At 34.7% G+C, this 15488-nt stretch carries 17 protein-coding genes and 2 pseudogenes; 8 read left to right on the top strand and 11 right to left on the bottom strand.

Annotation, left to right across the window (positions count from 1 at the left end; genetic code table 11):
- Positions 1 to 11: 11 nt before the first annotated feature.
- Positions 12 to 860 carry a prolipoprotein diacylglyceryl transferase gene (gene lgt / locus QWZ06_RS17460; RefSeq protein WP_290301380.1) on the bottom strand — a complete coding sequence of 283 codons (849 nt, stop codon included), beginning with the start codon at positions 858 to 860 and terminating at the stop codon, positions 12 to 14.
- A 446-nt stretch (positions 861 to 1306) separates the two neighbouring features.
- The gene (gene yidD, locus QWZ06_RS17455; protein ID WP_290299948.1) at positions 1307 to 1558 is read right to left on the bottom strand and encodes a membrane protein insertion efficiency factor YidD; all 252 of its coding nucleotides are present in this window, start codon (positions 1556 to 1558) and stop codon (positions 1307 to 1309) included.
- Between the two features lie 103 nt (positions 1559 to 1661).
- Here yidD and QWZ06_RS17450 point away from each other — a divergent pair, with 103 nt between their 5' ends.
- A complete protein-coding gene (locus tag QWZ06_RS17450) occupies positions 1662 to 2939 on the top strand; it encodes a replication-associated recombination protein A (RefSeq protein WP_290299946.1) in 1278 nt (425 codons plus the stop codon).
- Positions 2940 to 2987: 48 nt separating this feature from the next.
- Here QWZ06_RS17450 and QWZ06_RS17445 read toward each other — a convergent pair whose 3' ends face one another.
- From QWZ06_RS17445 to QWZ06_RS17415, 7 genes and pseudogenes are all read right to left on the bottom strand, one after another.
- Entirely contained in the window at positions 2988 to 3410 is a 423-nt protein-coding gene (locus tag QWZ06_RS17445; protein WP_290299944.1) for a hypothetical protein, read from the bottom strand.
- A 113-nt stretch (positions 3411 to 3523) separates the two neighbouring features.
- Positions 3524 to 4168 carry a DUF2339 domain-containing protein gene (locus QWZ06_RS17440; RefSeq protein WP_290299942.1) on the bottom strand — a complete coding sequence of 215 codons (645 nt, stop codon included), beginning with the start codon at positions 4166 to 4168 and terminating at the stop codon, positions 3524 to 3526.
- The gene (locus QWZ06_RS17435) at positions 4147 to 5754 is read right to left on the bottom strand and encodes a DUF2339 domain-containing protein (RefSeq protein WP_290299941.1); all 1608 of its coding nucleotides are present in this window, start codon (positions 5752 to 5754) and stop codon (positions 4147 to 4149) included. The genes QWZ06_RS17440 and QWZ06_RS17435 overlap by 22 nt, the downstream gene beginning before the upstream one ends.
- A 107-nt stretch (positions 5755 to 5861) precedes the next feature.
- A complete protein-coding gene (locus QWZ06_RS17430) occupies positions 5862 to 6212 on the bottom strand; it encodes a hypothetical protein (protein ID WP_290299940.1) in 351 nt (116 codons plus the stop codon).
- 83 nt (positions 6213 to 6295) lie between these two features.
- Complete coding sequence (locus tag QWZ06_RS17425; protein ID WP_290299938.1) at positions 6296 to 6568, bottom strand: hypothetical protein; 273 nt, start codon at positions 6566 to 6568, stop codon at positions 6296 to 6298.
- A 349-nt stretch (positions 6569 to 6917) separates the two neighbouring features.
- Positions 6918 to 7766 (bottom strand): prephenate dehydratase, encoded by an 849-nt coding sequence (gene pheA / locus QWZ06_RS17420; protein WP_290299936.1) that lies wholly within the window; start codon positions 7764 to 7766, stop codon positions 6918 to 6920.
- A 141-nt stretch (positions 7767 to 7907) separates the two neighbouring features.
- A pseudogene (locus QWZ06_RS17415) lies at positions 7908 to 8332 on the bottom strand (acyl-CoA thioesterase).
- Between the two features lie 136 nt (positions 8333 to 8468).
- On the opposite strand from QWZ06_RS17415, the pseudogene dnaA reads away from it, so the two are divergent.
- The 6 genes and pseudogenes from dnaA to QWZ06_RS17385 all read left to right on the top strand — a co-directional run bounded on the left by dnaA (position 8469) and on the right by QWZ06_RS17385 (position 13009).
- Positions 8469 to 9922, top strand: a pseudogene (dnaA, locus tag QWZ06_RS17410) (chromosomal replication initiator protein DnaA).
- Between the two features lie 115 nt (positions 9923 to 10037).
- Positions 10038 to 10490 carry a low molecular weight protein-tyrosine-phosphatase gene (locus QWZ06_RS17405; RefSeq protein ID WP_290299934.1) on the top strand — a complete coding sequence of 151 codons (453 nt, stop codon included), beginning with the start codon at positions 10038 to 10040 and terminating at the stop codon, positions 10488 to 10490.
- Between the two features lie 2 nt (positions 10491 to 10492).
- Entirely contained in the window at positions 10493 to 10993 is a 501-nt protein-coding gene (locus QWZ06_RS17400) for a nuclear transport factor 2 family protein (RefSeq protein WP_290299932.1), read from the top strand.
- A gap of 4 nt (positions 10994 to 10997) precedes the next feature.
- Positions 10998 to 11696: an SAM-dependent methyltransferase gene (locus QWZ06_RS17395; RefSeq protein ID WP_290299930.1), complete on the top strand. Its 699-nt coding sequence runs from the start codon at positions 10998 to 11000 to the stop codon at positions 11694 to 11696.
- Between the two features lie 7 nt (positions 11697 to 11703).
- On the top strand, positions 11704 to 11994 hold the full coding sequence (locus QWZ06_RS17390) for a hypothetical protein (protein WP_290299928.1): 291 nt from the start codon (positions 11704 to 11706) through the stop codon (positions 11992 to 11994).
- A 4-nt stretch (positions 11995 to 11998) separates the two neighbouring features.
- On the top strand, positions 11999 to 13009 hold the full coding sequence (locus QWZ06_RS17385) for a hypothetical protein (RefSeq protein ID WP_290299926.1): 1011 nt from the start codon (positions 11999 to 12001) through the stop codon (positions 13007 to 13009).
- Positions 13010 to 13061: 52 nt separating this feature from the next.
- On the opposite strand, the gene QWZ06_RS17380 is transcribed toward QWZ06_RS17385, so the two are convergent.
- A complete protein-coding gene (locus QWZ06_RS17380; RefSeq protein ID WP_290299925.1) occupies positions 13062 to 13919 on the bottom strand; it encodes a DUF4349 domain-containing protein in 858 nt (285 codons plus the stop codon).
- 87 nt (positions 13920 to 14006) lie between these two features.
- The gene (locus QWZ06_RS17375) at positions 14007 to 14480 is read right to left on the bottom strand and encodes an Mpo1 family 2-hydroxy fatty acid dioxygenase (RefSeq protein WP_290299924.1); all 474 of its coding nucleotides are present in this window, start codon (positions 14478 to 14480) and stop codon (positions 14007 to 14009) included.
- 73 nt (positions 14481 to 14553) lie between these two features.
- Here QWZ06_RS17375 and QWZ06_RS17370 point away from each other — a divergent pair, with 73 nt between their 5' ends.
- Positions 14554 to 15399: a helix-turn-helix domain-containing protein gene (locus QWZ06_RS17370; RefSeq protein ID WP_290299922.1), complete on the top strand. Its 846-nt coding sequence runs from the start codon at positions 14554 to 14556 to the stop codon at positions 15397 to 15399.
- Positions 15400 to 15488 lie beyond the last annotated feature (89 nt).

The following is a 15488-nucleotide window of genomic DNA, read 5'->3' as shown; positions in this document are numbered from 1 at the left end:
GAATATCCTGATTATTCAGGTTTTGCATTTTCAGCCTCAGTAATTTTGAATTTCTTAGAAACAACCATGATGATTACTCCGGCAATCATAAATGGAATAGACAGAACCTGTCCGGTATTTAAACCTCCTATCTGAATGAATTCATCTCCCTGTGGCTCTTTCAGGAATTCTACGAAGAATCTGATCGCCCAAAGGATGATAAAGAATAATCCAAATAACCATCCCTGTTGGTACTTTTTATTCGTTTTTCTATAAAGTACCCATAACAAAATGAAGAGTGCAACATAGCCTACCGCTTCAAATAATTGACTTGGATACCGTGGAACTGTAAGTCCGTATTCGCTGCTTTGTTGTGGGAAAAGTAAAGCAAATGGAGAATTAGGGTCTGCAGGTTTTCCTACGATTTCTGAATTGAAGAAGTTCCCCATTCTTACAAATGCACCTCCTAATGCCACTACAATGCCTAATCTGTCATATACCCAGAAAGGATTTTTCTTGATGATCTTAAATGAATAGTAAAGAGTGGTAAGAATCAATGCAATGGTTGCTCCATGACTTGCTAATCCTGAAAATCCAGTGAATTTAATTCCGTTTTTGGTGCTTATAGGAAGAAATACACTCCAGAAATCCTCTTTAAATAATTCCGGTTGATAGAAAATTACATGTCCTAATCTTGCACCAAGAATTGTTCCTATTAAGGTCCATGTGAAAAGTGGTTCCAGGTATTTCTGATTCACATGGTCAATTTTAAAGATTCTGGTCATTAAAATATATCCTAAACCAAATGCAAGAACAAACATTAAGCTGTAAAAGTGTAAAGTAAACGCTCCAAGATGAATTCCTTTTGAAGGATCCCATATTTTAAAGGATGTTTTAAGAGCAACTTTATCAGATTCAGCAATAGGTTTTGCAGATTTTACCGCATATTTAAATGTTGTAATATTATCTTTGGTAACCGCTGTATTGATCAGTTTGAAATTTTTATCGAAAAACTGGTATTGTGAATCCTTGAATCTCGCCAATGTTGAAGAGCTGTAAGTGTAATAAGCAGGTTCAAAATTGGATTCGTTAAGAATGACCAGAACATTATCTTTAATTCCTCTGTCCGGAAAAGCACTAAGGTCTCCCAATTCTGTAGTGGAATAGATTTTTACAGGAACATTGTTTCCGTTGATATCTAAAGTTCCGTCAGATAAACCCCCAGGGTATTCCTGTGCAAAAAGGCACTGAGTAACCAATGCAAATATGACAAGGTAAATTCTGAAAAAAATAGTATTCATTTTTCTATTGATTTAATAGTTTGTTTTTATTGATGGTTATGTTTCGGGGGAACAGGGTCATAGCCACTTCCTCCCCAGGGATGACATCTTAAAATCCTCTTGAATCCCAGCCAGAATCCTTTAAATATACCATGAACCCTTAAAGACTCTATCATATAATGAGAGCAGGTGGGTTCGTAACGACAATTTTTAGGAAGTAGGGGCGAGATGAACCATTGGTAAAATTTTATCAAAATTACCAAAGGAAATGTAATGATTTTATTGAATGTAAGTTTCAAAACAATGCAAAAATAGGGTAAAAAAATGAAAATTAGTTTAATTTTGTTAGAAGTTTCAGAGGGTAGAAATCTGAAATATTGATCTAAAAAAAATAAAAGTACTTTGAATCAAAATATTCCATTAGCCGAGAAACTAAGACCTAAAACCCTGGAGGATGTATTAGGGCAGGAGCATCTTACCGGCGAAAAAGGGACGATCAGAAAAATGATTGAAAACAATAGTCTCAATTCCCTTATTTTTTGGGGTCCACCGGGAACAGGGAAAACGACTCTGGCTGAAATTATTTCTGAAAGCTCAGGGAGAAAATTTTATAAACTTTCAGCTGTCTCTTCAGGAGTAAAGGATGTTCGTGATGTTATTGATGATGCTAAAAAGCAGAATTTGTTTTCAGGAAAATCTCCTATTTTATTTATTGATGAGATTCACCGTTTTAATAAATCGCAACAAGACTCTTTGTTGCATGCTGTAGAGAAAGGTTGGATTGTCTTGATAGGAGCTACTACCGAAAATCCAAGCTTTGAGGTGGTATCTGCTCTGCTTTCAAGAAGCCAGGTGTATGTTTTGAAAGCTTTAAGTTATGAAAAACTTGAAGAACTTGTTGATATTGCTTCTGAAAGATATAATAAAGAGGAAGGAGCCGATTTTAAAGTTCTTGAAAAAGAAGCCCTTATTCAATACTCGGGAGGTGATGCGAGAAAATTGATCAATTCTGTAGAATTGGTTTTAAATCAGTATAGAAATTCAGAAACCAAAGAGATTATCAATTCTGATGTGCTGGAAGTACTTCAGGAGACGATGGCTTTGTATGATAAAAATGGGGAACAGCACTATGATATTATTTCAGCGTTCATTAAATCGATGCGTGGAAGTGATCCCAACGGAGCTGTATATTGGTTGGCAAGAATGCTTGCCGGAGGGGAAGATATTAAGTTTATTGCAAGAAGAATGCTCATTCTTGCTGCTGAAGATATTGGGCTGGCCAATCCTAATGCATTGGTGATTGCTAATAATTGCTTCCAGGCTGTGAATGTTATTGGAAACCCCGAAGCAAGAATTATCCTAAGTGAGGCCGCAATATATCTGGCTGTTTCTCCTAAAAGCAATTCCGCATATATGGCGATTAACGAAGCGTTAGCATTGGTGAAACAAACGGGAAATCTACCTGTGCCACTTCATTTAAGAAATGCCCCTACTAAGTTGATGAAAGATATGGACTATGGAAAAGAATATAAATACGCCCATTCTTACGAGGGTAATTTTGTAGATCAGGATTTTCTTCCTCAGGAGATCAAAGATGTGAAGTTGTACGAACCTGGGAATAATGCCACAGAAAAAAAAATCTATGAAGAGCTCAAGAAGAAGTGGGGAAAGAAATATTAAATAAAAAAGGATAGCAATCAATGCTATCCTTTTTTGTATTGTTAAAAATTACTTGGTTGTATAAATATAGAAAGTAGGCTTTCCGTTATAATTTTTGATCTCAGTCTTAGCTACAATTTTCGGAAATATTTTAGTAGATGAATCGGTAAATTCATTACCATCAATAAAAACAGAATTGTTGCTAGGAATGCCACTTTGCTCGTTCAGGACAGCTAATGTGATCACATCAAACGTATTAGGACCTTTGGTGAATTTATACTCAGTAACTCCGTTTGTAAAAACAGAGCTGTATTTTTTCAAATTGGCAGGAAGGCTGGCTGAAGTAGTATATGTTTTCACAACCTGCATGTGGGTGCCTTTCGATTTGAACAGGTCTTCTGTTCCAATCGTATTATTGGCAACTGCAAGCTTTTTTTGTGCAAATAAAGTTGCAGAAGACAGTATTAAAAAAGAGTAGAGTAATTTTTTCATAATCAGAATATGTAACTGTTAAAAACGTGATAAATATAGTTATTTTTTATAAAATGTGAATTAAATATTGAAATGTTTTACATTTTATTTAGAAATAAAAACATTTAATCCAATTATAAATCCTGATTTCTTTGGTTTTCTTCTTTTTTATCAACCATGTTTTTGATGATGTTTTTAAGGCGCTGAAAAGTAAATGAACTCAATAGTAAAATAATTCCAAGGGCAATAAATGCACTGATCCTTGAGATATTATCCATTTGCCAAACATCATAACCATAAAGTTTTACAACCATCAATCCAATCAAAGCAAAGCCAACTTTATTGTATTCCTGAATATTTCTTTTTAATCCGATATAGATAAATAGGCTGGCAAGAATCGTCCAGATAATAGGCAAATAAAGAATATTAAAATGATTTTTTGCAGCATAAGAATCTGGTAGGTCTTTAGAAACGATTAAAACATATAAATGATGAAGTTCACAACTGACTGAAACAATAAAGGCAAGGGAAATAATCCAATAGGATATTTTCGATTGGTGGAATTTTGTATCAGGAATTATTTTTACAGATACATATATAAAAGGAATCCATTGAAGTAAATGCAATAAGTAAAAACTGTTCTGAAGTTGTTTTGATAAAATATCAGTAACGATTGATGAGGTAGAAACGGAAATATTAATCATAATAAGAATCATGAAAAGATAGATCAGTCCAGTTTCAAGGTCATTGGCAATACTCAGTTTTTTTCTGAACAGCAATAAAATGAAAATATAAAGATGCTGTATAATAATCCTACGCTAGTTATTACAGCCCATGGCATATCATTAATATGGTAGATGATTTCTAAAAGAACAGCAGTATAGATTACTCCATAACTTGCTAATGTAATAAGATCCTCGAAAAAAGGATTAATCTCTGTGTTTGTTTCTTTATTGTTGTTTTTTAATAGATATAAATTAATCCCTGTTGAAACAATAGTGACAAGGCTTGTTAAAAATACCGGATTGAAAATGATGTTGAGATCCTTCGCGTTGAAATATTCGCACCAGGTAATGATCTGAGCGAAAATGACCAATGGGAAAAGAACATGAAAACATGTTTTAAAGATTTTGTGACCGGTCTTTTTCCATATGAAAAGGAGTAGGGAGGCTTCTATCGCCCAAACACTGGTGATGAGATGTGTTTTAAACTGTAAAGCAACAGCTATAGTAATCAGACTCACTGTAATTCCGGCAAACACAGAAAAAGAAGTTCCGAAATTGCGTTTTCCATATTCTCTGAATAGGAGAATGGTATTTACCAATGCAAAAATAAGTGGGAAGATAATAACAGGTTCATACTGCAATTCATTAAAGATATAAGTTAACCCGATAACACTTGAGCAATTGATTAAAGCCAGCATGAGAATATCATAAACGGAAAGTTGGTCTTTCCTGAAATAATCGAGTAGGGCAAAAATGTAAAAAATAACATAGCTGATAAGGTAAAAAGTAACGCTTAAAAGCTCAGGAAAATCTACAGTCCAGTAAAAAAGATAGATACTGGTAAATACATAGGCAGTCCAGCCCACGCTTTTCCAATGCTGAAGAAAAGCAACAGCCAACATTCCGATATTTAATAGAGTGAGGTAAGTGAAAAGAAACAAGTAGTTGCTTTCTCCTGTGCTGATCATCAATGGGGCTGTGAAACCTCCTATCAATGAAAAAATGATCAAAACTTCACTTTTATAATAGTAAGATAAGATAATGGAAATGGCTGTGATCACTGAAGTGATGACAAAAGCGGTATTTTGAGTGAAGAGATGATATTCCTGAAAGGCGATGGTGGTTGTGAAATATAAAACGGCAATTCCGCCTCCTGTAATAATGGAGGCAAACGTCTTATAATTCTTTCTGAGGAAATGCCCAACAAGTATAATGATTGTTCCGGTACAAAGACCAATTCCTGCTCTTGCAGTTTCTCCGATCCAGTTTTTGTCAATAGCATATTTTACAAAGTAACCAATCCCAAGTACTAAGGTGAAAATCCCAATAACGGTAAGAATATTTTGTTTTAAAAATTCAAAAACAGGATGTAACCAGTCTTTTTGAATGAGTGGTGCGTGTTCCGTATTTTCATCCGGAGTGATGGTTTCTCTCTGAGGTTCGTGAATTTGTGTTTGTGACGGAATAATAGTTTCTTTTGCAAGAGGAGCTTCCTGGGGTATCTCAGTATGTGGTGCTTTTTTATTGATTTTGGAATTGAGGTCTGATACCTCTTTTTCAAGTTTCCGGATCTTCGTGTTCAGGTTATTGAAAATAATGGCAATGACTATAATTAGGATAACTGCAAAATACTCATTCATTATATAGTTTTCATCAAATATAAAGAATTTTAAAATGGCATTAAAAAATTAGCCCATCACAATACTGCGATGGGCTAACGATATAGATAACTAACAATATGTTCTTATTAATTAGAGACTTTATAGATATAGAAAGAAGAAACACTGGAGCCCGCAATCGATAATGATAAAACGTTGCTTCCTGTGAGACCAAAACTTACTTTATCTCCGGCCTGAAAGGAATATAATGAATTGATACTGGCTTCAGATAGTGTTAACTTAGCTACAAGTAAGTCAAGACCTGAAAACGCTCGGGTGTCAATAACTGTACCCACTCCACTTCTTGTTCTTGCTATTCCAATACCATAACCATTTACAAGAAGATCTGCCTGTAATCCTGTTCCGTATCTGAAAGTATATCCTAACATATACACTCCTGTAGATGGAATAATAAATGAACTGTCTGAATCAGAAAACATAGCTGCTGATCCTATTGTTCTTTCTGCTGTCAGGAAATTGACTGGTTTGAAGGTTGCTGGAAAAAGCGAAACATTTACAAGGCTTATTCCTGTTGATTTTTAGCAGAATACATGCCTGAATTTACATTAGCAGCCCCTATTAACAATTGTGGATCCATTGCAAATACTTCTGTGCTTGAATTATCCTGAACTAGAAGCTGGTATCCAGGTACTGTGGTAGCGGCTGGTGTATTTCGAACTCTCATATTTCCATTAACGTCCAACGTTGCTGTTGGAGCAGAAGTATTAATTCCTACTTGGGAAAACAGTGGCAACGTTGCACACGCTAATACTAGGCTGTAAAGTTTAGTTTTCATGATCAAGATTTTTATTTAGTTGCTAACAAAGATACAAAAATATTATACTCTGCATTATGAAATTTTCACTTTTAATGTTAATATGATGTAATATTTTTAAACGTATGTTTGTATTTTAATGTATATTGTTACATATTTTAATTACGAGTTATTTTTATTCCATTTTTGTTAAGCTAGTGTATATGAGGTTTTTGAGAAAATAAAATTTCCCCCTATTGTGGGTTATTATTTGGAGTTATTGATACTTGTCAATAGGATATCGAGGGGTAATGAATTGTTTTTTTACTATATTTCACATAAAAAAAGCACTGTTGTAGTAACAGTGCTTTTAAGTTGATATGTATTTTTTTTAGCTTTCTAAAAGGAATTCTTTATAATTTCCAAGAAAATCAACATCTGCTTTGATAGATTCAAGTTCCTTTAATGCATTCCCGTGAAGTACATCTTCCCAAGGGCCTTCTACATTAATAAAAAAGAAATAATTACCCAATCCGGTCTTTAATGTTCTGGATTCAATTTTGCTGAGGTTCATCTTTCTCCATGCAAAAACCGATAAAACCTGGTGTAGTCCTCCAGGATGATCCTCAGGAAGGGTAATAAGCATCCCGGATTTCTCGCCTAATGTTTCCAGTTGGCTGTTATCATATTTATTTTGTTGTTTAGAAATAATGATAAACCGGGTGTGATTTTGTTCAAAATCCTGAATATTGCGGTTGACGATATTTAATCCATATAAATTAGCGGCAAATTGATTGGCTACTGCAGCTATTTTGGAATCTTTATTCTCCGAAACAAATTTAGCAGCAGCAGCTGTAGAAGAAATATCCTGTTTAGGAATTCCTTTATAATGGGTATCTAAAAAATGAAAACTCTGAGCGAGCGCTTGTGGGTGTGAATAAATCCTTTCGATTTCCTCAATAGAATTTTCAGGATGAATCATCAGGTGATGAGCAATGGGCATTACAGCCTCTGCTTCAATTTTAATAGACGGGGTCTTATACAAATAATCCAGCGTCATTGATACAGTGCCTTCTATGGAGTTTTCCAAAGGAACAACAGCCTTGAGAGCTTCTCCGCTTTCTACTGCACCAAAACAATCCAGGATGCTGGCTTGTGGTAAAAGCTCGTCATTAGGAAAAAGTTGTGCAGCGGCAAGTTGAGTAAAGCTGGCATGAGGCCCCAAAAATGCAATCTTCATAATATTGATATAAGTATGGGTTAATACAAGTGCAAAGGTGCGAATTAATTAGTAAATAGATGAGGTTCTGAGGCAATAGTTAATGGTTAATGATGAAGGGTTTCCATTTCCAAGTTCTATGCTTTCTACCTCAATCGCTTATCATGCATCTTTTGGTGTGTTCTTCCAGTTTGCTTCAATTATTTCCATTAGAAAATCCGGACACTTCATGATTTTATTAGTTTGGGCATTTAAAAAGAAGAGGGTAGTAGAGGCTTCCGTAATTTTAATATGCTCTTCATTGTAAATTTCATATTCAAATTCAATTTTTACTCCGGGGATTTTTTTAATATAAGTATGAATTTCTAGAATTTGGTCATACAAAGCTGGGCGAATATACTTAATTTGTACTCCGAAACAGGAAGCCAAATTCCTTGGTTCTCAATTTCATCGTATGAAATTCCTATGTTTCTGAAGAGTTCAACCCGGGCAACTTCAAGGTACTCAGCGTAGTTACCGTAGTATACATATTTCATAGGGTCTGTTTCTGCGTAACGTACTCGTATTGAGTGTGTTGTGTGTATCATTTTAGGTCTTAAATTATACATACAAATATATTTTTAAATAATCAATACCCGCAATATTATTTTTTAAAAAGAAAAAATTAGACCTTTGTCTCCCTTCTAAAAACAGTACAAACAAAAGAATAATCAGGGCATAAAAATGGATGACAATTTAATGATGATATGGCAGAAATGCCTTCAGTTTATGCGCGATAACCTGAACGCAGCTGAAGATAATTCTGACCTGAAAAAACTTGAAAAATCTTTCGATATGTTATTTGATAAGGTACAGCCACTTTCATTAGTAGCTAATAACCTTACACTTATCGTACCGAGCGATTTTTACAAGGAATACATAGAGGATAATTACTTGTCCTTACTTTCTGCTGCCCTGAAGAAAAATGTAGGAAAAGGAGTGAAGTTATGGTATTCTGTAATGGAAAACAGACCAAAAGGTGAAGAAAAGCCGGTTACCATGAACATGAAGGGACAAAGTGTTCCTACTCCAAAAACACAGGAAACAATGCCACAAGGATTCTCAGCTAATATTGTAAACCCTTTCGTGGTCCCTGGAATTAGAAAAGTAAATATTGATTCTAATCTGAAACCAGACTATTCTTTTGATAGTTATGTAGAAGGAGAAAGTAATAAATTTGCAGCTACCGTGGCAAGATCTATTGCTAAAAGACCGGGAGCTACCGCATTCAACCCTTTATTCTTATATGGCGGGTATGGTGTTGGAAAAACTCACTTAGGTCAGGCAGTTGGTCTTGAAGTAAAAAATCAGTTTCCAGACAAAGTAGTTCTTTATTTATCTTCAGAAAAATTCATCCAGCAGTTTATTTCTGCGGCAAAAGCACATAAGCAAACAGAATTTGCAAATTTCTATCAAATGGTAGATGTCCTGATTATTGATGATATTCAATTCTTATCAGGAAAATCAGCTACTCAAGATAGTTTCTTCCACATTTTTGATCACTTGCATCAAAATGGAAAACAGATCATTCTTACTTCCGATAAAGCACCAGCAGACATTATGGATATTCAGGACAGAATTGTTCTCGTTTCAAATGGGGACTTTCTGCAGAAATCAAATCTCCGGATTTATCTACAAGAAGACAGATCATTGAAGATAAATTAAGCAGAGACGGAATCGTTCTTCCAGGAGATATGCTTGATTTCCTTGCGGTTGAAACAAAAACAAACGTAAGAGAATTGATTGGAGTTATCAACTCAGTAATTGCCTATTCTACAGTATACAAGAGAGATTTAAGTCTTGAGCTATTAAAGGAAACGATCAACAGAATTGCGGCTAACCAAAAGAAGGTCATCAATATTCCTTATATTCAGGAAGTGGTGTGCGACTATTTTGGAATCAAAAAAGAGCAGCTTCTATCCAAAACAAGAAAAAGAGAGATCGCTTTACCAAGACAATTGGCGATGTATTTCTCAAAAGAGTTTACCAACTCCACATTCACTAAAATCGGTGAAGAAATGGGCGGAAAAGATCACTCTACGGTAATGTATGCTTGTGATACCATCAAAGATGTTTCTAAGATTGATAAAGAAATTAAGAAATACGTTAAAGATCTTACCGAAAGAATTAAGCAGTAAGATGATCTTAATCTAAAATATTTAAAAATGAAGAATAGTCGTATTCTTCATTTTTTATTTAGTTTTGTTACAGCAATCCATTTTGATTGCCGATTAATTTATTAAATATCAGACTATGAAAATCCTGATGGTTTGCCTTGGAAATATTTGCAGAAGTCCTTTAGCAGAGGGAATTATGAAAACAAAAGTGCCGGAAAATTTTGTGGTAGATTCCGCCGGAACGATTTCTATGCATGAAGGTAAACACCCTGATAAAAGAGCTATTAAAACGGCCGCCAATCATCATGTTGATATTTCCAAACAGAAATCAAGACCCATCACAAGGGCAGATTATGAAACTTTTGATAAGATCTACTGTATGGATATAGATGTGTTTGAAGATGTTGTTTCCAAAGCTAAAAATGAAGAAGAACGTCAGAAAATATCATTATTTTTAGAAGCATTAGGTGATCATAAAAATGCTGAGGTTCCGGATCCTTATTGGGGAGATATGCAAGATTTTGAACATGTTTTCCAGCTTTTGGAGAAAGGATGTGATGCCATCAGAAAGCAAATCCTAATAACATAACCATGAAAAAACTGCTATTACTACTCATCGTAAGCTTTAATTTCTCCTTCGCTCAAACGAAAGATGAAAACGAAATCCTTAAAGTAATGAACGACTTTATGGAAAGTATTAAAACAAGAAATGAAGCTCAATACCTGTCGCTATTTCAGGAACCAGTGCTCTGGACTGGAATCTATAAAGACAGGACACAGGCGAAACGTCTGGAGAAAAATCCTAAAGCAGAATATTATTTTGCTGATGATTATAAAGCTTTCATCAAAGGCTTTAAAGACGACAAGTCTGAAGAAAAATTTGACAATATTAAAATCGTTGAAGATGGAGCGGTAGCTTCTGCCAATTTCGATTACAGTTTTTGGTATGAAGGAAAAATGGAAAACTGGGGAAAAGAAATCTGGACGCTGATGAAGATTAACGGAATTTGGAAAATAACCTCTGTAACCTTCTCCATGGATCTTGCAAAATACTTCCCACAACCATCATTAAACGAAAGAACTAAAAAATAAAACAATGCTTTTTTTACTCCCTGCCTACTTATCAGAAAATACCTCTATTACTCATTTTGCACCTGTTATTAAGGAATATATCATGCAAACGGATTACTTCTTTGTGGAAAATGAGAAAACCGCCAGAAAGGTCGTTAAATTCTTTGCTCCTGAAAAGAAACAATCAGATCTGAAACTATTTTTGTTGGATAAGTATACGGAAAATGCCGATATTAAAGAAGCTCAACAACTTATGCTGAAAGGACAGGATTTCGGATTGCTTTCAGAAGCAGGATTGCCTTGTATTGCAGATCCGGGAAACCTGATGGTAAAATGGTGTCATGAAAAAAATATCCGTGTTATTCCTATCTCAGGGCCATCATCTATTATTCTGGCTTTAATATCCAGTGGGTTTAATGGGCAGGAATTTACCTTCCATGGATACCTTCCCATCGATAAAGGAGAAAAAAAGAAGCAGATGACGAACCTTGAAGGATTGGTTCAGAAAACAGGGTATTCACAGATCTTTATGGAAACCCCATATAGAAATAATCAGCTTATTGAAGACCTTTTAAAGTTTTTATCTCCCAATACCAAGCTTTGTATCGCTGCCAATATCAATGATCCGGAACACGAATTTATCAAAACAAAAACAATAAAAGACTGGCAAAAACAAAAGCCTGAGTTGCATAAAGTTCCTGCCGTATTCTTATTAGGAAAATAAAAAAATAATGATGAAGAATAACCCATTTCTTACCGTTTTTCTATTGTTTTGTATTAAGGTATTGCTTATTTACTATCTTGATTATATAGATTTTGGGGTTAAAATGGGGGATGGACTATCCTTGGCTGTTGCTTGCTTTTTTATTCCGGGAATTTCTGTTTTTCTTACTTTGTTGATCGGAGAATCTAAGTATAAAAAAGGATTTAAGTATTTTACTTTTTTTATGGTAGGTATTTCTATTCTAGTCTTTATTACGTTAAGTTTTTTAGGAGCATTAGGAAGATCTTTTAACCACTAAGAATATGAAAAAAACGGTCATAGATTATCTGAATTTTTGTCTGGCAGGCGTTTTTATTTTGCTGGTTATTTTGTATGGAATTACTTTAGTGAAAAAGAAGGAATTTGATAAACTGAGCTGGTCAGCAAAAATCATAAGCGTAGAACCGAATTCAAAAGATGAGAAATCCGGGATGCTAAAGATTCTTGATGGTGTTTTTATCAATACCTTTAATCAATCTGAAAATAGATTAGAGCACGATTCTCCTCAATTAATTGTTTCAAAAAAAGGGTCTGATTCTGCGTATTTTTGGACTCAGGATGATTTGCTGCCTGATTCTTTATCTATTAAATATTATTCTGTTGAAGAGAAAAAGTTCTATCAGCTGAATACAAAACTTCCTTTGGAAAAAATGAAAAGTTCTTTGAAAAATAAAACGTTGGGAGCTAATTTACGAGTGGAGATTCAATCGAAAGGAAAAATCTCTTTGAAGATTGAACAATCGGGGAGTAAGAGTGTTGAATCAGCAGTAATAGGAAATTTTCAGGCAAAAGAATTTCCGGGGACATTAAAAATGTTGGTTTATAGAAAGTATTCAGGTGATGAATATAATGATTTTCCTTCTCTGAAAGGAGTTTCAGAGTATTCGGATCTTCTTACTCAAAAATATTCATGGATAGCAAAAATTGAAACTGAGAATGCTGAGAAAATTTCGGAGATTTCAGCTTATGCATTTGATGATAAACCAATGAAAACTGATGATGAAACATTTGAAGAGGTGAAGCCAAGAAATCTTCCCAATAGATTTTTAATAGACTGGGGAAATACACAGAGATATGGGAGCAATTATTCTTTCGATAGTCAGGAAATTTTGGATGCTTTTAAAGAGCTAAATCAGATAAAGGGGAATGAACCTATGGTGATTACTTTTAAATTGTTTAAAAACGCTTTTCCAAAAGCCGAACTCTCTAAAGCAGGGAAAGCGATTCCGTTAAAAGATGTGTATCCGGATCTTCCCACGAAATATGCAAATTAAAATAAAAGCCGAAATTCAATAGAGTTTCGGCTTTGTTAATTTATAAAGAAATTTATTGTTTTTTCTTTTTCCATTTTCTCCAAAGAGCAACGATAACAGGAATGAGTAAGAAGAAAGGCCAGAAGGAAATAATTCCTAATAAAAAGGCTATAAAGCTGTTCCAGCCTTCCGTCAGGGAATCTACAAAGCGACTTCCAAATCCAATTTTTGACGTGGCAGAACTTCTTATTTTTGCTTTATATAAACTTAGGTTTAAAGTGCTGTAATTCACCCGGTCATCAATAAAACGAAGTCTTCCCTCAGCTACATCAATCTCATCTTCTAACGCCCGGATCTTTTCCTGAATTTCCAACATATCTTTTGTAGTAGCAGCACTTTTGAGCATATCCCTATACTTTTCCAGATATATTTTTTTATTAGCCAGTTTTATGGATACATCAGTATATTCCTCTGTAACATCATTGGAGGAGATATTCTTAGACAATACCGAACCTACGCCATCGGAAAATGAGTTTACAAGCGCATCAAAGTTCTTATGAGGCACCCGGATGGTAAGATTCATATTTTCATTGATATCTGTATTCTCGAACTCTTCTTTCTCGATATAAGCCCTGTTGTTTTTCAGGATGTCATTTACCTGACTCTGGGCTTTCTTAATATCTCCCACCTGAACTCTCATTTCTCCGTTTTTAATGATTTTTCTGGAGATACTATCTTTTAAAGATGTTGTGGCATTAGAGTTATCAGGTTCCTCTGCAGCAGAAGGAGGTGGAGGTGGAGTATTGCCTGCAACTTTATCCTCAATAATCATTTCTGCTATATCTGCATTTGCAGATAATATCTTATCAGCTTTTTGTTTACTGCAGTTAATAAGAATAAGGCATAATAAAGGTAATAGTATCGTTCTCATGGAAAGTTAATTTTTCATGAATACTATCAAAAACCATGCTTAGAAAAGCAAACATCCAGAAATCATTTAAAAGAATAAGCCAAGACGTTAATATCTGATCCCTGTTTTTTTAAGAACGAAACTTAAAAGCCAGATAGGGCCAATCAATAGAAACTGAATATCCTTCAGGAAAGAGGGCTTTTTTCCTTCAATCTTATGCCCAATAAACTGAAAGATCCAGGTAATGACAAAAACGCCAAGATAGATAACCCAGGACTGTTTATTCAAGCTGATATTGGTAAGGTAGATGAAATGTTCTGCCAACAGCATTATAACAATCATAATCAGCCCAATGAGCAAAGACAATCTCATATAATACAAGCTTATAAGTACAATGGCTATTAAACTAATGATGCTGATGCATCCAAAGTAAGAAATGCAGAAATGGGGTGAAGGAATCAGGGAAATGAATCCTAGAATAGAACAAAAGATTAAAGGCACACAAAACCAATGAATGAACTTGTTAGTCGCATTTCTATGGCTTTTACTATACTCTGCAAATAATAAATCAACCTTTCTCATACTGACAGGAATTGGATTGGTGCTAAAATAATAAAATTTTGTAATCAGTGAGAAGTTTGCTTACATTTGTGTTATGTCTGCCTTAGAAAAGTTCGGAGTAGAAATCTCTACAGAACGTAATATTTTTGAGAGAATTGCCGTAGATAAACCATTCCGGCCCGAAAATCCTGCCTTTATTTTTATTAAATCCGGGACGATAAAACTTCGCCAGCATTTCAGTGATCTGGAGGTTTCTGCCAATATGTTTATGGTGACTGATCCCCAAACTATCTATGAAGTAGTGGCTGTGAGTGACGATTTTCAATCCAGGATGGTTTCCTATAAAAGAGAATTCATCTCTGCATTGTCTTTGAAATTCAACAGACTGATTACTTATAGATACTTCAGACAACAGATGAATAAAGGAGTACCGTTTCCTGAAGATGAAATGGAGGTGGTGTGGAAAAGTGTCAACTTCCTGAAATACATTCTTGATTCTGAAACCGAAATGCTCTATAAAAAAGAAATGGTAGAACATCTTTTCTCTGTATTCTGTTATCAGATGGCAGGGATTATTTCCAAAGAAGACAATAATTCTATGAATCAGATGTCTAGACAGGAAGAAATCGTTTTCGTTTTTCTGACAGACCTTTCCGAATATCATCTTACCGAAAGAACGGTTGAGTTTTACGCCGAGCGGCAATCTATTACAACCAGACATCTCTCGTCGGTAGTGAAGGAAGTAACAGGGAAGACGGCCAGTCATGTTATTGCTTTAATTGTAATTAACGAAGCAAAAGTGCTTTTAAACTCTTCCAGTAAACCGGTCTCTGAAATTTCTTCTATCCTTGGTTTTAGTGATCAATACGCATTTTCTCACTTTTTTAAAAAACATCTGGAAGTAAGCCCAAGACAATACAGACATCAGTTCGAAAACTAAAATCCTACATTTGAACATCTTTTTCCAGAATTCAAACATTTGATTGAATTTGTTGTTGCCCTAACTTTGCATCTGTAAAACAAGGTAAA

The organism is Chryseobacterium tructae (assembly GCF_030409875.1).
Lineage (GTDB): Bacteria > Bacteroidota > Bacteroidia > Flavobacteriales > Weeksellaceae > Chryseobacterium > Chryseobacterium tructae.
Note: the sequence above shows the minus strand (reverse complement) of the source record. Positions and strands in the feature narration are given on the sequence as shown.